Raw genomic sequence first — 20,677 nt, forward strand, 5'->3', positions numbered from 1 at the left:
GATGGCTTCCAGCGCTTTCATGGCTTGCGAAGCCCGACAGACGCAGGGATCGCCGGGACATGCCCGGCTGCTAGAGTGGGCCGCACCATCAAGGGCGCAAGAATGGGCTTGTCGGGCATCCTCGTCGCACTCCTGCTGCTGATCTGGCTGGCGTTTCGCAGCTGGAGCGTGCTGCTGCTGGCACCGGCCGCCGCGGCGCTGGTGGCGCTGCTGAGCGGCGAACCCGTGCTCGCGCACTGGACCCACACCTTCATGGGCAGTGCGGCGCATTTCCTGGCGCAGTACTTTCCGCTGTTCCTGCTCGGCGCCGTGTTCGGCAAGCTCATGGAAGACAGCGGCTCGATCACCGTCATCGCCGATGTGCTGATGCGGCGCCTCGGGCCGCGCCACGCGGTGCTGGCCGTGGTGCTTGCCGGCGCGCTCGTGACCTACGGCGGGGTGAGCCTGTTCGTCGCCTTCTTCGTGCTCGCGCCGATGGCGCAGCAGCTGTTTCGCGAGGCGGGCGTGCCGCGCCGGCTGATGCCCGCCGCCATCGCGCTGGGCACCTCGACCTTCACGATGTCGGCGTTGCCCGGCACGCCGGCGATCCAGAACGCGATCCCGATGCCGTTCTTCGGCACCACGCCGTTCGCCGCGCCGGGGCTGGGGCTCATCGCGTCGGCGGTGATGCTGGCCTTCGGCCTCGGATGGCTGCGGCGCCAGGAGGCGAGGGCGCGCCGCGCGAACGAGGGCTTCGGTGCCGATGGCGCACGCGCGGCGCCGGCCGCGCTCGAGAACGACGCCACGCTGCGCGAACGCGCCAGCGCCGCGCGGGAGTTCGATCCGGCCGAGATGGCGCACAGCCGGCGCGCCGAAGTGGCACCGCGTGCGCTGCTGGCCTTCCTGCCGCTGGCGGTGGTCATCGGCGTGAACCTGCTGATGTCGCTGGTCGTGCTGCCGCGCGCGAACCTGGCGTACCTGGCCGCGCCCGAATGGGGCGGGCTGTCGCTGTCGGCGGTAGGCGGGGTCTGGTCGGTGCTGGTCGCGCTGGCCTGCGCCATCGCGGTGGTGATCGCGACCCAGTGGCGCCGGCTCGATTCGCTGCGCGCCACGCTCGGTGCAGGCGCCAATGCCGCCGCGCTGCCGGTGCTCAGCGTGGCGAGCCTGGTCGGCTTCGGTGCGGTGGTGGCGGCGATGCCGGCCTTCGGCCTGGTGCGCGATGCCGTGCTGGGCATCGGCGGCGGGCCGCTGGTGTCGCTGGCGGTGTCGACCAACGTGCTGGCCGCGCTCACGGGCTCGGCCTCGGGCGGCCTGACGATTGCGCTCGATGCGCTGGGCGGCACCTACCTGGCGCGGGCCGCGGCCATCGGGCTCGACCCGGCCTTGTTGCACCGCGTGGCGGTGATCGCCTCGGGCACGCTCGACAGCCTGCCGCACAACGGCGCGGTCGTCACGATGCTGACGGTCTGCGGCTGCACGCACCGCGAAAGCTACCGCGACATCGTGATGGTCAGCATCGTCAGCGCCTTGCTGGCGCTGGTGGCGGTGATCGGGCTGGGGACGGTGTTCGGCTCGTTCTGAGCCGTTGGAAGTGTGGCGAAAACGCCGAGAAAAATATTTCTCCGGGTTTTTCAGCGTCGCTGCCTGTTTCGCAGGCACCGTGTTGCAGGCCCCGCCAGTCAACGGTTTCGCGCGCTGCACACACGGTTTTCCACAACATTGTCCCCATCGGATTGGGAAAACCCGTCACTTCGGTGTGCTAGGGCCCTGCGCTGGGCAGAGGGAGCAGCAGCCAGACGGTCGTGCCGACGCCGGGCGTGCTCTGCGCGCCGAGGGTGCCTTGGTGTTTCTGGACCACCGCGCGCACGACCGAAAAGCCCAGGCCCATGCGCCGCGTGCCCGTTCCCTTCGTGTCGCCGGCGGCGGTGTCCGCGGTACTCGGGGTGCGTCGGCCGCGCGGTGCGTGGAGCAGGGTGTCGAGTTGTTCGGGCGTCATGCCCGAGCCCTGGTCGCCCACGGAAATTCGCACGCGGGCCGCGTCGGTGGCTGCGGCGCCGGGCGCGAGGTCCATGCGCAGTTCCACGCTGCGGCCGGACGGGCTGTGGCGGATGGCGTTGTTCAGCAGGTTGACGATGGCGCGGGTCAGCAGGGCGCCGTCGGCGTGCAGCAGGGTGTCGCCGGCGGCGTCGTCGACGCGGGCTTCGACGCGCACGCCGTGGGCCTGCGCGTAGTGCCAGACCTGGTCTCTTGCATCGAGCAGCACGGCGCCGACGTGCGTGTCCGCAAAGCGGTAGTCGTCCGATTCGGCGAGCGCGAAATCCATGAAGCCTTCGGCCATCGCGAGGGTGCGCTCGGCTTCGCGGCGGATCGCCGTGCGCATCGACGCATCGCCGGCTTCGTTCATCGCGAGGATGCTGAGGATCGTGACCTGCGGGCTGCGCAGGTCGTGCGACAGGAACTGGCGCCACTCGTCGCGCTGGCGCTGCGCCTCGCGCTCGGCCGTGAGCTCGGGCAGCATCACGACCCAGCCGCGGTCCTCGGGCGCGTCGCCGCTGAAGGCCGCGGCCTCCGGGCGGAACACGCGCGCGTCGGGTGTCACGTACTCGCCATGCAGCCGATCGGTCCAGTGGTCGGCGTCCGTGCGGGCCGGCGCGCCGTTGGCAGGCGGCACGGCCAGGGGCGCGATCAGCTCGGGCAGCCGCATGCCGCGCAACGCGGCCGGGGTCGGGTCGTCGCCGTGCGATGGCATCGCACCGACGCCCAGCAGCCGGAAAGCCGCCGCGTTGCCCGACCCGATGCGTCCCTCTTCGTCGCAGATCAGCATGGCCACGGGCATCGCCTGCAGGGCCTTGTCCATGAGTTGCTGCATGCGCCGCAGGCGTGCAATGGCGCGGTCGAGTGCCTGCTTGGGATGCTCCGCCGGGTCCGCAGGCTCGGGCGCACGGGCCGGCACGACTTCGAAGGTGCCGCCCGGGAGCGCATCGAGCACCTGCGCGCGCTTGCGCAGGTAGATGAACTGCGACTCCAGGCGGCGCCAGCTCCACAGCAGGTAGAGGATGGCCAGGCCGAGCATCGGCGCGGCGGGCGGCAGCCAGTGGTGGCACGCCAGCATGGCAACGCCGCTGATCAGCAGGCAGGTGCTCGCCAGGCCGACGGCGATCGGCAGCGCATGCCGGCCCCTGCGCAGCAGCAGCCACAGCGCGATCCACAGCGGCACGACGGTCCAGGCCGCATGCCACAGCGGGGGCGACACGCTCACATTGCGCCCGTGCATCAGGTTGTCGATGGCATTGGCGTGCACTTCCACGCCGGGCAGCACGCCGCGAATGCCGGCATTGGGCGTGAGCGTCTGGTCGCCGAGGCCGGGCGCGGTGGCGCCCACGAGCAGCAGCTTGTCGCGCAGCAGCTCGACGGGCACTTCGCCGCGCAGCACGCTCACGTAGGGCACGGTGCGGTAGCTGCCGCGCGGGCCGGCGAACAGCAGGCGCAGCGGGCTCTGGCGCAGCCAGTCGACCGGCGTCGCGTCGGGGTCGGCCACGGCCTGCGGGACGCGCTGCGCCATCAGCGCGCCCACGTAGGGCTGCAGCTGGTTCGGATAGCCCTCGAGCAGGTACAGCGTGCGCGCCACGCCGTCGCTGTCGGGCGCCAGGCCGGCATGCCCCACGCCGCGGGCCTGGGCGGCAAAGTCCGGCAGCGGCGGCAGGAAGCCCGGCCATTCGTGGCTGGTGAAGGCCAGGGGGCTCGCGTGCAGCAGCGGCAGGTACACGGGCAGCAGGCCCATGGCCTGCGCCAGGCGCGCGTCTTCGCGCGGGTCGGCGCTCGGCTCGGTCAGGAAGAGATCGAGCAGCACCGCGCGCGGCGCCGCCGGCGCGAGCCGTTCGAGCAGGCGCGCGTGGGTTTCGCGGCTCCAGGGCCAGCGCCCGAGCTCGCGCAGGCTGTGCTCGTCGATGGCGATGATCAGGATGTCGGGCGACGCCCGGTGCGAGGCAAGGATCAGGAGGCGGTCGTGGATGTACGCATCCAGCTGCAGCAGGCCCGGGCGGTGCGCCAGGCCGAGCATGGCCAGCGGCAGCAGCAGCGCCATCAGCAACCGTTCGAGGACGAGGCGCATGCGCGTGCCCCGCTTCAGCGCACCGGAATGTCGAAGCTTCCGCCGAAACCGGTCGCTGCGGACGCAGCACCGTCGGGGGTGGCCTGGCGCGCACGCCAGTGGTAGCGCCCGCCGAGCGCGAAGGGGCCGACCGTCATGCCGGTGGCGTAGACCGCAGGCTCGTTGACCAGCAACACGGCGAAGTCAGGGCTGCGCGAGAGTTCGAAGGTGTAGCGTTGGCCCGCGATGCCCGGCCAGCGGACCTCCACGCGCCCGTCCGAAAGCGCGGACGATGTGCCCGGGCCGCCCGCGCCGCCTTCGACCGTGGGCAGGTAGACCGCGCCGTCGCCCGGCAGCCCTTCGAGCCGGGCGGCGTCGAAGGCCGTGAGGCGCAACTGGTAGAGGCCCGATGGCAGTTCTGCCGGCACCGTGAAAGAAGGTCCCGGGCCGCGTTGTTCGTACACCGGCAGCAGGAAGCGCTCGTCGCGCGCCAGTTGCAGGCGGTAGGTTTGCGCGCCCGCAACGGGCGTGAAGCGGAACGTGCGGTCGTTGCGCGCCGTTGTTTCAGGCACCAGCTGGGGCGCCGGCAGCAGGCCCTGCGCCTGCGACGGGCCGCTCTCCAGCAGCACCGCGCCGCGGCCTTCGCGCAGCACGAGCGGCGGTTCGGACTGCGCCGCTCCCTGCACGACCACTTCGCCCGAAATCACTTCGCCGGTCAGCACGCCGTCTTCGTCGCGCACGCGGAAGTGCGTGCCCCGCACGCCCAGGCCCATCGACCGCGCGCGAATCTCGAACTGCTGGTTCGGCTGCTGCTTGTGCACCTGCGATTCGACGCGACCCTCGATCAGCCGCAGCCGCACCGTGTTGGCGTCGATGGCCAGCACCTCGAGCGCGCTGCGCGAGGGCAGCACGACGCGGCTGCCGCCCGTCACCCCGAGGGTCACGAAGGCGTCGGTGCCGGTGATGAGCGTGTCGCCGGCCTGGATCGGCAGGCCGGGCGTGAGGACCTGTTCAGGCACACCCGCGCGCTTGCGCGAGGCCCGGCCTTCGACCGCGGTGACCACCGCGGCGCCCTCGGGCACCAGCCGGCCGTCGGCAAAGTACAGCACCGTGCCCGGCTGCAGCAGGCGCGGCTCGCCCACCTGGTTGCGCTGCTGCACTTCGGGCCAGCGCAGCGGCGTGTCCAGCTGCTGGCCCGAGATGCCCCACAAGGTCTCGCCGGGCTTGACCACATGCGGCGACTGCGCGTTCGCGGCCATCGCGGCGACGAGCAGTGCGGCACCGGCCACGAGGCGATGCAGGCGAAGCTTGCTGCTGCGCGTCGCCATCACGCATCCACCTGCGGTTGTTGCGTGGATTCGAGCCGGTAGCCGCGGCCATAGACCGTGCGCAAGCTCAGCCCGCTTTCGGCTTCGAGGCCGAGCTTGCTGCGCAGCCGGTAGATGTGGCTGTCCAGCGTGCGCGAAGGCAGCTCTTCGGTGCTGTAGCCGGCGCTTTCGAGCAGATGGGCGCGCGACACCACGTCGCCCATGTGCTGGAACAGCGTCAGCGCCAGCTTGAATTCACGGTCGGTGAGGGCATGCCGCTGCGGCGGGGCGTCGTCGCCCGGCGCGGGATGGATCAAGACGCTTTGCGACACCCGTTCGAACTCCCAGCGGCCGAAGCGCTCGCCATCGGACGGCGCCACCGGCACGCGCCGGGCCATGAGGCGCTGCACGCGCGCACGCAATTCGAGCGGTCGGAAGGGTTTGACGATGTAGTCGTCGGCGCCGAGGGTCAGGGCCTCCACCACGTCGTGCTCGGAGGCTCGCGAACTCAGCATGAGCACCGGCACCTTGTCGGTCTGCCACTTGCGCAGCCACTGCAGCAATTCGACGCCGGCCAGGCCGGGCACGTTCCAGTCGAGCACCAGCAGGTCGAAGCTCTCGCGCCGCAGCGCCTGTTGCAAGGTCGACCCGTTCGAAAACGTGATGCAGGTCACATTCGTCTCGCCAATTGTTAACAGCTGCTCGAGTGTCCGCACGAGATGCGAGAGCTGGTTCGGGTCGTCTTCAAGGATGGCGATGCGCATGGACTCCAGGGGTGGCGGTGGCAATTTTGACAGTGAATCCACGCCCGAAATCTGACGAATTCCGTAGCGTAAACGTTAGCAACATTGTTGGCGATGGTTATGAAGTAGTAAAGAAATTCACAAATGCAGACTAAAGCTGGCTGCAAATCTGACCAAACCTCACGCGGGCCCCTTGGCCTTCGGAGGCCCCCGACATCATCCGCCCCCTGTAGCGCCACCCGGCGCTCCGATCACTCCACATCTCCGGTTATCTCCGCTCGCCATGTCGCGATCCTGCGGGGTGCGGCCGGCTTGCATTTGAGGAACAGGGGAAATGAACAAGTCTTATCGGTCCATCTGGAATGAGGCGCTGGGCGCCTGGGTTGCTGCGTCGGAGACGACCCGGGCGCGCGGCAAGCGCGGCAGCGTGGTGCGCGCGGCGGTGACGGCCGGGGTGATGGGCGCGGCGCTGCTGAGCGGTGGCCAGGGCTGGTCGCAGACGATGATCAACGAAGCCGTCCCCACGGGGCACCCGGGTCCTGACGCGGTGCCGGGAGCCATCCTCGACATCAACTCGTACACCCGCGGCGTGATGATGCCGCGCGTGGCGCTCACCGATGCCACCACCTGGGGCCTGCCCGGCGGCGTGCCGGCCGACGGGATGATGCTCTTCAACACCACCGCCGGCACCACCACCAATGGCCTCACGCAGGGCTTGGTGACCTGGAAGGGCGGGCGCTGGGTGAGCGTCGACGAGACACCGTACCTGCACGTGAACTCGACGGCGGTCGGCAATTCGACGCAAGCCAACTCGGGCGCCATCGGCGCCAACAGCGTGGCGATCGGGCCCGATGCGAAGGCGCAGGCGGCCAATACGGTGGCGATGGGCAATGGCGCCCAGGCGCTCATGGACGGCGCGATTGCCATCGGCCAGGGCGCCAATACCGGACGGCAAACGGCCGCGAAGGACGCCATTGCCATCGGCACAGGCGCCAGCACGGGGGAGTACGCGCAAGCCGCCATCGCCATCGGCGCCAAAGCCGTCGCGGGCTCGGGCCGACCGGGCGCCATCGCCATCGGCGAAGGGGCGCAGGCGATCGGGGGCAATGCCATCGCCATGGGCAATGGCGCCGTTGTCAACGGAGCGTCGTTTGCCGTCGCCGTGGGTGATGCCGCGAAGGTGACCGGCGAATACGGTGTGGCAGTCGGTTCGGGCGCGCAGGCCGGCGGTTCCTACGCAACGGCGGTCGGCCCTGGAGCCGGCACCTCTGCCACGGGCGAGAGCAGTGTCGCCATCGGTCATGCAGCCGGCTATTCCGTGACCGGTGCCACGAACGTCGCCATCGGTCGCAGTTCGGGGCGAGGCCTCACGGGCGAGGGCAATATCTCCATCGGTGCGGATGCGGGCAACAGCGCAACCGCACGCAACCACAGCGTGGCCATCGGCACCAACAGCGTGGTGCAGGCCGACTCGGCCATCGGCATCGGTCAAGGGACCATCGCCGGCGGCGCCAACGCCGTGGCCATCGGCGGCGACGCGACGCAGGGCGCCAACGGCGTCGCGGGCGCCGCCCGTGCCGAAGGCGCTCGCAGCGTGGCGCTGGGCTACGGTGCCATGACCAACAGCGCCGACAGCATTGCGCTGGGCGACAGCACGACCAACGGCACCGACACCATCGCGGCAGGACGCGGCGCGCTGGCGCAGGGCACCTTCGCCACGACCATCGGCGCCAACACACAGGCCACGGCCGTCAATGCAACGGCGGTGGGTGCTGCGGCAAGCACCGCCGACGCCGCACAGGCCACGGCCGCGCGCGCCACCGCGTTGGGCTACGGCAGTCTGGCCAGCGGCACGGACAGCGTGGCCATCGGCGACAGCACCGCCAGCGGCGCCAAGGCGATCGCCTTCGGCAGCGGCGCGCAGGCCAAGGGCACGCAGTCGATCAGCATCGGCACGGGCAACGTCGTCAACGGCAACAACAGCGGGGCCATCGGCGACCCGACCGTGATCGACGGCGCCAACAGCTACAGCGTGGGCAACAACAACACGCTGGGTGCGGCGGCGAGCAACACCTTCGTGCTGGGCAACAACGTCAACGTCAACGTGGCCAATGCCACGGCGCTTGGCGACTCGACCAGCGTGACCGTGGCCGACGGCGTGGCGCTGGGCAGCAAGTCGGTGGCGAGCACGGACAAGGGCGTGGCGGGCTTCGACCCGGCCACGGGCCTGGCCTCGACGGACACCTCGGCCACGTGGAAGAGCACGCTGGGCGCGGTGAGCGTGGGCGGCAATGGCCAGACACGCCAGATCACGAACGTGGCAGCGGGCACGCAAGCCACCGACGCAGTGAACGTGGCGCAACTTCAGGCGGCGCAGGCCGCGGCGACCACGCACTACTACAGCGTGAACGATGACGGCAAGCAAGGCGGCAACTACAACAACGATGGCGCCAGCGGCAAGAACGCGATGGCTGCCGGTGTCGGCGCCCAAGCCTTGAAGCGAGGCGACGTCGCGATGGGCTTCCAGGCCGTCGCCAGCGGGGCAGACGTCCTGAACGGGCCGACCGAGAACTGGAGTTCGGTGGCGGTCGGCACCTATGCCACCGCCACCGAAGGCAACTCCGTCGCCCTGGGCGGCTCGGCCAAGGCCGAGGGACGCGGCACGGCGCTGGGTTCGCGCGCCGAAGCCGGCTACGACACCGTCGCGATCGGCACGTTCGCGGGCATGGGCCGCCCCGCCAAGGCCGACCCCAACGATTTCAGCAATTCGCTCAACACCTTCGTCGGCAGCGGCTCGGGCGTGGCCGGCAATGGCGCGCGCAATTCCTACGTCGGCAACCAGGCGGGCCTGTCCGTGCAGGGCGACGAGAACGCCGGCATGGGCTACGGCGCGGGCGGGCTCTCGGCCGGCAACCGCAACGTCGCGGTGGGCCAGCGCGCCGGCCAGTTCGTGACGGGCGACCAGAACATCAACCAGGGCACGATGGCGGGCTTGCAGTCCAAGGGCAGCAACAACATCGCGCTCGGCACCCTGGCGAGCGCCAACCTGGCGCTCGCCGCGCAGGACCCGAACGCCCCGATCTCCCAGGCCGCCGTGCAGGCGGCGAACCTGGCGGCGCAGACCGAGTACATGGGCTTTCTGGCCAAGCGCGGCGTGACCGAGGCCGGCCTGGCCGACGGCACCTACACCCTGGACGCCAACGGCAACGTCATCGAGGCCAGCAGCGGTAACGTGCTGGTCACCGCCGCCGAACTGCAGACCTCGGTCACCCAGGCGTTCCAGCGCAACGGCGTGGCCGGCATCGACGCCAGCCGCACGACGGCCATCGGCCACCTGTCGCGCGCCACCGGCGACGACGCCGTGGCGCTGGGCTCGTCGGCGGTCGCCGGCGACAAGGCCGCCGTGGCCGTCGGCACGGCGAGCAAGGCCTTCGGTGTGTCCAGCGTGGCCGTGGGCGACAGCGCCTTCGCACAGGACGAAACCTCCATCGCCATCGGCAAGGGCGCGCAGGCCATCGGCATCAGCACGACCGCCATCGGCACGGAAGCGGGCAAGGGATCGGCGGCGGGCAACCAGTACAACACCGCCGTCGGCGTGCTCTCCGGCCAGAACGTGAGCGGCAACAACAACACCGCCACGGGCTCGGAAGCCGGGACCGACGTCACCGGCAACCTGAACACCGCCAGCGGCAACCAGGCCGGTCGCCACGTCGTGGGCAACGCGAATGCCGCCGTCGGCCAGGCCGCGGGCTTCGACGTGACCGGCAGCAACAACAGCGCCATGGGGCAGGGCGCCGGCTTCGGCGTGACGGGCGACAAGAACATCGCCAGCGGCCAGGGCGCCGGTGCGCAGCTGGAAGGCAGCCGCAACACGGCCAGCGGCACCTTTGCAGGCACCCACCTCAAGGGCAACGACAACGTGGCGTTCGGCACGGGCGCGGGCAGCGGCATCCAGCTGGACGCCAATGGCAACCCGGTCAGCGCGACGCCGACCCCCTTGAGCGTGAGCCAGACCGTGGCGGTGGGCACCGCCGCGAAGGTCGGACAAGACAAGGCCATCGCCATCGGCGATCACGCCACCGCGCTCAGCTTTGCCGACGTGGCGATCGGCGCGAAGGCCGGCTTCACCAAGGGCCCGGGCCAGTACAACACCGCGTTGGGTGCAGACGCGGGCATGAACGCGTCGGGCGACCACGCCACGGCCGTGGGCAATGGCGCGTTGTCGAATTCGAGCGGCATGCTCAACACGGCGCTGGGCACGGCTGCCGGCAACGGCGTCACGGGCGACGGCAACGTCGCGCTCGGTGCGCTCGCCGGGCGGGGCATCACGGCCAGCGAAACCGTCAGCATCGGCGCGGCTGCAACGGCGGCCTACGACAAGGCCGTGGCGCTGGGGGCGGGCAGCACGACGCAGGCCGATCTGGCCAGCCTGACGGCGACCGCGGCCTACGTGCCGGCCGGCGCGAAGGCCGCCAGCATCCAGGGGATCGTGCCCGTGGGCGAAGTCTCGGTGGGCAGCGCGGGCAACGAACGGCGCATCACCAACGTGGCGGCCGGCGGTGCCGGCACCGATGCGGTCAATGTCAGCCAGCTCCAGGCGGCGCAGACGCATTACTACAGCGTGAACGACAACGGCACGCCGGGTGGCAACTACGCCAACGACGGCGCCACCGGCATCAACGCACTGGCGGCGGGCGTAGGCGCGCAGGCCAACGGCGAGCGCAGCGTGTCCATCGGCTATCTGGCCGGCGTGGGCGCCAGCGCCGGGCTGGCCGGCCAGAACAACGTGGGCATCGGCACCGAAGCAGGTGGTGGTGTCGTGGGTTCCAGCAATACCGCCGTGGGTTCGGCCGCGGGCAAGGACGTGGCCGGCAGCTCGAACGCGGCGTTCGGCATCGCAGCGGGCCAGGGCGTCCAGGGCGACTACAACCTGGCGATGGGTGTCTACAGCGGCATCGGGACCAAGGGCACCTACAACACCGCGATCGGCGGCAGTGCGGGCCAGGCCGTGAACGGCAACGACAACATCGCCATGGGCGACCTGTCGGGCGCCTCGGTCGTCGGCGATACGAACGTCGGCATCGGCGCGGCGGCGGGCGCCGGAACCAAGGGCAACAGCAACGTCGCCATCGGCACCCTGGCGGGCGTGGTCGATCCTGCAACGTTGAGTGGCATCACCGCCGACAACACGGTGAGCATCGGCAACAGCGCCGTGGCCAGCAAGAACGACGGCGTTGCCATCGGCCGCCAGGCGCAGGCCAGTGCGGCCAACGGTGTCGCGCTCGGCGCGGATTCGAAGGCGACGCAGGACGCAGCGGCGCTGGCGCTCAAGAACGCCTATGTGCCGGCAGGCGCGACGGCCGTGGCCGGCGCCGTGCCGGTGGGCGAGGTGTCGGTGGGCAGCGCGGGCAAGGAGCGGCGCATCACCAACGTGGCGGCCGGTTCGGACGATACCGATGCCGTCAACGTGAGCCAGCTCAAGGGCGCGCAGACGCACTACTACAGCGTCAAGTCGGCGAACCAGGCGACGGGCTCGAACTACAACAACGACGGCGCCACCGGCGTGGACAGCCTGGCCGCCGGCGTGAATGCCGCTGCCGGAGGAAACAGCGCCATTGCCATCGGCAACAGCAACGCCGCAGGCGCACGCGCCATCGCCATGGGTTCGAAGGCGTCCGCGCCAGAGGCGGATACGGTCGCCATCGGAACCGGCGCCGCGGCGCTGACCAGCAATGCGACCGCGCTGGGGGCCGGTGCGCTCGTCAGCGCGTCGGGCTCGGGCTCCACAGCGCTGGGCGCAGGCAGCAAGGTCACGGGCGCACGGTCGCTCGCGGTGGGAAGCAGTTCGGTGTCTGCCGGGCAAAGCAGCGCCATGGGCTACCTCAACAACGTCGACAACACGGGCGGTGACGGCGCAGCGTTCGGCTCCTTCAACACGGTGTCCGGCACGGGCCGCGGCTCCCTGGCGCTCGGCTTTGTCAACACGGCCTCCGCAGATGCCGCCACTGCCGTGGGGCAGCGCAACGTGGCCTCCGGCAGCAAGAGCGTGGCCCTGGGCCACGGCAACAAGGCCGCCGGCGCCAACAGCATCAGCATCGGCACCGGCAACACCGTCAACGGCGACAACAGCGGCGCCATCGGCGACCCGAGCGTGATCGACGGCGCCAACAGCTACAGCGTGGGCAACAACAACACGCTGGGTGCTGCGGCGAGCAACACCTTCGTGCTGGGCAACAACGTCAACGTCAACGTGGCCAATGCCACGGCGCTTGGCGACTCGACCAGCGTGACCGTGGCCGACGGCGTGGCGCTGGGCAGCAAGTCGGTGGCCGACAGGGCCGCCGGCGAGCCCGGCTTCGACCCGCGCACCGGCACGTTCAGCACGGCCTCCACCCCGACCTGGAAGAGCACCCTGGGCGCGGTCAGCGTGGGCAACGGCACCGACACCCGACAGATCACCGGCGTGGCAGCGGGCACCGCCGAGACCGATGCGGTGAACGTGGCGCAGCTCACCGCCGCGCAGACGCATTACTACAGCGTGAACGACAACGGCACGCAGGGCGGCAACTACGACAACAAGGGCGCGACCGGCATCAATGCGATCGCGTCAGGCGTGGATGCAGTGGCCGCGGGCGTGGGCACCGTGGCGGTCGGCAATTTGGCCGGCTCGGGCAGCACGGCGGCTGGCAACTCGCACAACACCTTCGTCGGGTACGCCGCGGGCCGGCAGGTCGTGGGAGCGGACAACACGGCCGTCGGCAACAGTGCCGGTGTGTCGGTGACGGGCGGGACCAACACCGCGCTCGGGGCGAGCGCGGGCGCCCGCGTCACCGGTGACTCCAACATCGGCATCGGCGTGAACGGCGGGGCGGTCACGACCGGTTTCTCCAACGTGGGCATCGGAAGTTCCGCGGGGCAGGGCACCAACGGCGCCTTCAACGTGGCGCTGGGTGGTCTTTCCGGCGGCGGGGTCCAGGGCAGCGCCAACGTCGCGGTCGGCTTGAACGCGGGCCAGAGCGTCAGCGCCAGCAACACCGTCGCCATCGGCACCCGTGCCAAGGCCACGGGCGACAGCGGCGTCAGCATCGGCACCGATGCCAGTGCCACCTACGCGAACGCGGTGGCACTGGGGGCGAACAGCACCACGGCCACGGACCTGGCGACGTTGAACGCGAACGCGGCCTATGTGCCGCCGGGCGCCACGTCGGTCGCCGGCGCGACGCCGGTGGGCGAGGTGTCGGTAGGCGGCGTGGGTGCCGAGCGGCGCATCACCAACGTGGCGGCCGGCGCGGTCGATACGGATGCGGTGAACGTGAGCCAGCTCAAGGCCGTCGATGCGACCGCCAACGCGGGATGGAATGTGGCGGCCAACGGCGAAGCCACAGGGGGCAATGTTGCACCGGGCGCCAAGGTCGACTTCAGCAATTCGGACAGCAACATCGCGATCACGCGCACCGGCACCAATCTCGACTTCAAGCTCGCTGACGATGTGAAGGTCAACAACAGCGTGACGGTGGGGCAGAGCGTGCTCAACACCACGGGCCTGACGGTGAACGACGGCGCGGGCAATGTCACGAAGACGACGGCAGCGGGCACCACGGTGACCAACGGCACGACGACCACGGCCGTCGCGGCCGGTGGCGTGACCAGCGGCAGCGTGAATCTCAGTGGTGTCACCAACGACATCCAGGGCCTGAGCAACAAGACGCTGACTGATCCGAGCTTTGCGACGGTGGGGCGCGCAGCGACCGAAGAGCAACTCAAGATCGTCAACGACACGGCCAGCGCAGGCTGGAACGCGGCAGCGAACGGCGAAGCCACGGGCAGCAACGTGGCGCCGGGCGGCAAGGTCGACTTCAGCAACTCGGACAGCAATGTCACGATCACGCGAAGCGGTACGAACCTCGACTTCAAGCTGGCTGACGATGTGAAGGTCAACAACAGCGTGACCGTGGGGCAGAGTGTGCTCAACACCACGGGCCTCACGGTCAACAACGGCACAACCACCACGGCGGTCGCCGCCGGCGGCGTGACCAGCGGGACGGTCAACCTGAGCGGCGTGACGAACGACATCCAGGGCCTGAGCAACAAGACGCTGACCGATCCAAGCTTTGCGACGGTGGGTCGTGGGGCTACGGAAGAGCAGCTCAAGATCGTCAACGACACGGCCAGCGCAGGTTGGAATGTCGCAGCCAACGGCGAAGCCACGGGGAGCAATGTCGCCCCGGGCGGCAAGGTGGACTTCAGCAATTCGGACAGCAACATCGCGATCACGCGCACGGGCACGAATCTCGACTTCAGGCTGGCTGACGACGTCAAGGTCAACAACAGCGTGACGGTGGGGCAGAGCGTGCTCAACACCACGGGACTGACGGTCAACAACGGCACGACCACGACGGCGGTTGCCGCCGGCGGCGTGACCAGCGGCACCGTCAACCTGAGTGGCGTGACGAACGACATCAAGGGCCTGAGCAACAAGACACTGACCGACCCGAGCTTCGCGACGGTGGGCCGTGGGGCCACGGAAGAACAGCTCAAGCTCGTCAACGACACGGCCAGCGCGGGCTGGAACGTGGCAGCCAACGGTGAGGCCACGGGTGGCAATGTCGCGCCGGGCGGCAAGGTCGACTTCAGCAATTCGGACAGCAACATCGCGATCACGCGAAGCGGCACGAACCTCGACTTCAAGCTGGCTGACGACGTCAAGGTCAACAACAGCGTGACCGTGGGCCAGAGCGTGCTCAACACCACGGGCCTGACCGTGAACGACGGCGCGGGCAATGTCACGACGACGTCGGCGACGGGCACCACCGTGACCAACGGCACGACCACGACGGCGATGGCTGCCGGCGGCGTGACCAGCGGAACGGTCAACCTGAGTGGCGTGACGAACGACATCCAGGGCCTGAGCAACAAGACGTTGACCGATCCGAGCTTCGCGACGGTGGGCCGCGCAGCGACCGAAGAGCAGCTCAAGATCGTCAACGACACGGCCAGCGCAGGCTGGAATGTCGCGGCCAACGGTGAAGCCACGGGTGGCAATGTGGCGCCGGGCGGCAAGGTCGACTTCAGCAACTCCGACAGCAACATCGCGATTACCCGCACGGGCACGAATCTCGATTTCAAGCTCGCTGACGACGTGAAGGTCAACAACAGCGTGACCGTGGGCCAGAGCGTGCTGAACACCACCGGCCTGACGGTGAACAACGGCACCACGACCACCGCGGTGGCTGCAGGCGGCGTGACCAGCGGCAGCGTGAACCTCAGCGGTGTCACCAACGACATCCAGGGTCTCAGCAACACGACGCTGACTGACCCGAGCTTTGCGACGGTGGGGCGTGCGGCCACCGAAGAGCAACTGAAGAAGGTCAACGACACGGCCGGCGCAGGCTGGAATGTCGCAGCCAACGGCGAAGCCACGGGCAGCAATGTCGCCCCGGGCGGCAAGGTGGACTTCAGCAATTCGGACAGCAACATCGCGATCACGCGCACGGGCACGAATCTCGACTTCAAGCTGGCTGACGACGTCAAGGTCAACAACAGCGTGACGGTGGGGCAGAGCGTGCTCAACACCACGGGACTGACGGTCAACAACGGCACCACGACCACCGCAGTGGCCGCAGGCGGCGTGACCAGCGGCAGCGTGAACCTCAGCGGTGTCACCAACGACATCAAGGGTCTCAGCAACACGACGTTGACCGATCCGAGCTTCGCGACGGTGGGGCGTGCAGCCACCGAAGAGCAGCTGAAGAAGGTCAACGACACCGCCAGCGCAGGCTGGAATGTCGCGGCCAACGGCGAAGCCACGGGCGGCAATGTCGCGCCGGGCGGCAAGGTCGACTTCAGCAACTCCGACAGCAACATCGCGATCACCCGCACCGGCACGAACCTCGACTTCAAGCTGGCTGACGATGTGAAGGTCAACAACAGCGTGACCGTAGGCCAGAGCGTGCTCAACACCACCGGTCTGACGGTCAACAACGGCACGACGACCACGGCGGTTGCCGCCGGCGGCGTGACCAGCGGAACGGTCAACCTGAGCGGCGTCAGCAATGACATCCAGGGCCTGAGCAACAAGACGCTGACCGACCCGAGCTTTGCAACGGTGGGCCGTGGGGCCACGGAAGAGCAGCTCAAGATCGTCAACGACACGGCCAGCGCGGGTTGGAACGTGGCAGCCAACGGCGAAGCCACGGGTGGCAATGTCGCGCCAGGCGGCAAGGTCGACTTCAGCAACTCGGACAGCAACATCGCGATCACGCGCACCGGCACGAACCTGGACTTCAAGCTGGCCAACGACGTGAAGGTCAACAACAGCGTGACCGTGGGCCAGAGCGTGCTCAACACCACGGGCCTGACCGTGAACGACGGCACGACCACCACGGCTGTTGCGGCTGGTGGTGTCACCAGCGGCACCGTCAAGCTCAGCGGCGTCAGCAATGACATCCAGGGTCTGAGCAACAAGACGCTGACTGATCCAAGCTTTGCGACCGTGGGCCGCGCTGCGACGGAAGAGCAACTGAAGAAGGTCAACGACACCGCCAGCGCAGGCTGGAATGTCGCGGCCAACGGCGAAGCCACCGGCGGCAACGTCGCACCGGGCAGCAAGGTCGATTTCAGCAACTCGGACAGCAACATCGCGATCACGCGCACGGGCACGAACCTGGACTTCAAGCTCGCCGACGACGTGAAGGTCAACAACAGCGTGACCGTGGGCCAGAGCGTGCTGAACACCACGGGCCTGACGGTGAACGACGGCACGACCACCACGGCCGTCGCCGCTGGCGGCGTGACCAGCGGCACCGTCAAGCTCAGCGGCGTCAGCAACGACATCCAGGGCCTGAGCAACAAGACGCTGACCGATCCGAGCTTCGCGACCGTGGGCCGCGCGGCCACCGAAGAGCAGCTCAAGCTGGTCGACGCCACGGCCAGCAAGGGCTGGAACCTGAGCGCGAACGGCGAGGCGACGCCGCAGAACATCGCACCGGGCGGCACGGCCAACTTCGCCAACGGCGACAACATGGTGGTCACCCGCAACGGCAACACGCTGACCGTGGCGACCGCCAAGGACGTGAAGTTCGACAGCGTGACCACCGGCGACACGGTGATGAACAACGCCGGCGTGACCGTCGGCCCGAACGTCACCCTCGGTGCGACCGGCCTGACCATCGTCGGCGGTCCGAGCGTGACCACGGCGGGCGTCAACGCGGGCGGCAAGGTGATCACGAACGTGGCGCCTGGCGTGGCCAACACCGATGCGGTGAACGTCAGCCAGCTCAAGGACACGGTCGCCGAGAGCAAGACCAAGTACTACAGCGTGAACTCGACCGGTGGCGGCAACGAGAACAACGACGGTGCCACGGGCGTCGACGCGATCGCCGCGGGCAAGGACGCACAGGCAACGGCCGTCAACGCGGTGGCCATGGGGACTGCGGCGCAAGCCGCGGGCGTCAGCGCCACGTCGATCGGCAATGCCGCCTGGGCGATGGGCGACCGCAGCACGGCGGTGGGTTACTTCTCGACCGCCGACGGCATCGACAGCGCGGCCTTCGGCGCCTGGGCGCGGGCTGCGGGCAACGGCAGCGTGGCCGCGGGCGCGGCCTCGAACGCCTCGGGCGTGGCAAGCGTCGCGATGGGCGCGGCGAGCGCCGCTGTCGGCGATGTGAGCGTGGCAGTGGGTGCAGGCAGCACGGCCACCGCGACCGGTGGTGCGGCATTGGGCGCAGGCTCGGTGGCAGACCGCGCAGCGGGCGTGAAGGGCTATGTGCCGCCGGAGGCAACCAGCGCGCAGGCGGATGCCATCGCCGCAACCACCAGCACCACGGGCGCGGTGGGCGTGGGCGACGCGGCCAACGGCGTGTTCCGCCAGATCACCGGCGTGGCCGCCGGCAGTGCACCGAGCGACGCCGTGAACGTGGCGCAGCTGCAGGCGGTGGCCAGCCAGGCCGCGGCGGCGGGCAGCAAGTGGATCACCGGCTCGCCGACGACCTACGTGGCACCCACGTCCACGGGCACCGACAGCACGGCGGTGGGCTCGGGCGCGGCCGTCAAGGCCGACCGGGGCGTGGCCATCGGCACGGGCGCCGTGGTCACCACGAAGAACAGCGTCGCGCTGGGCAACGACTCGACCACGGCGGAGGCCAAGCCCACCAAGGAGGTCACGCTCCAGGGCACGACCTACCAGTTCGCCGGCACCAAGCCGGTGGGCGTGGTGAGCGTCGGCTCGAAGGACGCGGAGCGCCAGATCACCAACGTCGCGGCCGGCGAGATCAGCGCCACCAGCACCGATGCGGTGAACGGCAGCCAGCTGTACGCGACGAACCAGGCGATCAACAACATGACCACCGGTGGCGGCGGCATCAAGTACTTCCACGCCAACTCGAAGGCGGCCGACTCGAACGCCGCCGGCGCCGAGAGCGTGGCCATCGGGCCGAACGCGGTGGCGCTGGGCAACAACGCCATTGCCACCGGCAACGGCGCGCAGGCCAAGGCGGCCGGCAGCATCGCGCTGGGTGCCAACAGCACGGCCAGCTCGGCCAACAGCGTGGCGCTGGGTGACGGCTCGGTGGCCAACCGCGCGGGCATGAACGGCCAGCGCGAGATGTTCTCGAACACCGTGGTGCAGTCGGCGCAGGGCGCGGTGTCGGTCGGTTCGGCCGGCAACGAACGCCAGATCACCAACGTGGCCGGCGGCACGCAGGCCACCGACGCGGTGAACGTGCGCCAGCTGCAGGCCGTGCAGCAAAGCGCCGTGCGCTACGACACGAACGTGGACGGCAGCGTCAACTACAACAGCGTGACCATGGGCAACGGCGCCTCCACCGGCCCGGTGACGGTGCAGAACGTGGCACCGGGCGTGGCACCGACCGACGCGGTCAACGTGCAGCAGCTCAACCAGGCCGGCGCGGCCAACATGGCCTACACCGATGCGCGTGCCAACGCGCTGGGCGGCGAGATCCGCAACGTGGCGAAGAACGCGTATGCCGGCGTGGCCGCCGCCATGGCCGTGCAGATGCCGGGCACCTCGGTGCCGGGCAAGACGGTGATGCGTGTGGGTTACGGCACCTTCAAGGGCGAGAGCGCGGTGGGCATCAGCTTCCGTCGCACGGCCGAGAACAACGGCTGGAGCATGACCGGCGGCGTGGGCATGAGCCGCGCCGGGGCGGCGGCCACGGTCGGCGCCGAGTGGGTCTTCAATTGAAGCGGGAGAGAAAAAGAATGAAGCAGATGAATCGAACCCTGTCCGCCGTCGCCCTGGCGGCGGTGCTTGCGGCCCTTCAAGGCTGCGCCTCGCCCGGCGCCGCCATCGACAAGGACGCGCAGGCGCGCGCCGCGGCCGAGAAGCCGGCGCCGCCCAAGCCCGAGGAGTTTCCCGACCTGGGCAGCGCCAAGTGGAAGCAGGGCGCCTTCCCCGGCGTCGACAAGTTCCAGCGCGTGCGCCCGGGTATGGGCAAGGACCAGCTGCGCGAGCTGCTGGGCTGGCCGCACTTCAGCGAAGGCCTGTGGGGCGTGCGCGAGTGGAACTACATCTTTCACTTCTACACAGGCAAGGGCAGCGACTACACCACCTGCCAGTACATGGTCCGTTTCAACGGCAGCGAGCTGATGACCGGCGGCTGGTGGAAGAACCCCGACTGCGCCTTGCTCGCGCAACCGCCGCTGGCCACGCCGATCCCGGCCAGCACGAAGCTGGCACCGCCGCAGAAGGTCACGCTCAGCGCCGACGGGCTGTTCCGCTTCGACGGCGCCTCGCTCACCGACCTGCAGCCCGCAGGGCGCGCGCGGCTGGAGCACCTGGCCATCGAGCTGCGCAACAACTTCCGGTCGCTGCACTACATCGTGGTGACGGGCCACACCGACCGGCTGGGCGGCGACGCCTACAACGAGGCGCTGTCGCTGGAGCGCGCCAACACCGTGCGCGATCTGCTGGTGCAGCAGGGCCTGGACCGCAAGCTGATCCGCACCGCGGGCATGGGCAAGCGCCAGCCGGTGGTGTCGGATTGCGAAGGCACCCAACGCACGCCGGCGCTGCTGCAATGCCTGCAGCCCAACCGACGGGTCGAGCTCGACATCGCAGGGGAGCAGTGACGATGAACGCGCCCGCTCCTTCGGGGTACCGGATCGCGCTGGTCGATTCCGACGCCCTGCAGCGCGCCTGCACCGGCAACTCGTTGACCGCATTGGGGGCCGACTTCATCCCGTTCGTGCGCATCGGCGACCTGATCCAGGCGCTGGAGGTGGGCCAGCGTTTCGACGGGGTGATCGTGGGGCTGCATGCCGATGCGCAGAAGACGGTGGCGCGCGTGCCCGCCATGCACCAGGCGGCCGACTGGATGCTGCCGCTGCTGTACCTCACGCACCGCTCGGAGCTGGAGAGCGTGGAGTCGGTGCCCGTCGCGGTGCGCGCGCAGCGTTCTTTCGAGCTGCTGCTGACGCCCGTGTCGAACGAGGATCTGGGCGTCTGGCTGGGGTCGCTGGACGGCCGGCTGAAGCCGGCGCGGCTGATTCGCGTGGGGGCGGACGCCTGACGGGCGCCCGGGGCCCGGCCCGATGCAGGG

General features: G+C 69.7%; 7 protein-coding genes. 4 read left to right on the top strand and 3 right to left on the bottom strand.

Annotated features, from left to right (window positions below; translation table 11 throughout):
- Positions 1-102: 102 nt before the first annotated feature.
- On the top strand, positions 103-1,560 hold the full coding sequence (locus tag AC3WQM_RS10230; RefSeq protein WP_492678871.1) for a GntP family permease: 1,458 nt from the start codon (positions 103-105) through the stop codon (positions 1,558-1,560).
- A gap of 178 nt (positions 1,561-1,738) precedes the next feature.
- Here AC3WQM_RS10230 and AC3WQM_RS10235 read toward each other — a convergent pair whose 3' ends face one another.
- From AC3WQM_RS10235 to AC3WQM_RS10245, 3 genes are read right to left on the bottom strand one after another with little or no spacing between them, the layout of a single operon-like run.
- On the bottom strand, positions 1,739-4,090 hold the full coding sequence (locus AC3WQM_RS10235; RefSeq protein WP_492678453.1) for a CHASE2 domain-containing protein: 2,352 nt from the start codon (positions 4,088-4,090) through the stop codon (positions 1,739-1,741).
- A 14-nt stretch (positions 4,091-4,104) separates the two neighbouring features.
- Entirely contained in the window at positions 4,105-5,397 is a 1,293-nt protein-coding gene (locus tag AC3WQM_RS10240) for a FecR family protein (protein WP_492678455.1), read from the bottom strand.
- Positions 5,397-6,140 (bottom strand): response regulator transcription factor, encoded by a 744-nt coding sequence (locus AC3WQM_RS10245; RefSeq protein WP_489057108.1) that lies wholly within the window; start codon positions 6,138-6,140, stop codon positions 5,397-5,399. Before AC3WQM_RS10245 ends, AC3WQM_RS10240 begins: the two co-directional genes overlap by 1 nt.
- A gap of 313 nt (positions 6,141-6,453) precedes the next feature.
- Here AC3WQM_RS10245 and AC3WQM_RS10250 point away from each other — a divergent pair, with 313 nt between their 5' ends.
- Genes AC3WQM_RS10250 through AC3WQM_RS10260 form a run of 3 tightly spaced genes read left to right on the top strand, consistent with a single transcriptional unit; the run spans position 6,454 to position 20,647 of the window.
- Positions 6,454-19,320, top strand: coding sequence for an ESPR-type extended signal peptide-containing protein (locus tag AC3WQM_RS10250; protein WP_492678457.1), 12,867 nt, complete (start codon positions 6,454-6,456; stop codon positions 19,318-19,320).
- A gap of 26 nt (positions 19,321-19,346) precedes the next feature.
- Positions 19,347-20,207 carry an OmpA family protein gene (locus AC3WQM_RS10255; protein ID WP_492678459.1) on the top strand — a complete coding sequence of 287 codons (861 nt, stop codon included), beginning with the start codon at positions 19,347-19,349 and terminating at the stop codon, positions 20,205-20,207.
- 2 nt (positions 20,208-20,209) lie between these two features.
- Complete coding sequence (locus tag AC3WQM_RS10260) at positions 20,210-20,647, top strand: hypothetical protein (protein ID WP_492678461.1); 438 nt, start codon at positions 20,210-20,212, stop codon at positions 20,645-20,647.
- Positions 20,648-20,677 lie beyond the last annotated feature (30 nt).

It is taken from the genome of Variovorax sp. FW301-JW7, assembly GCF_058788795.1.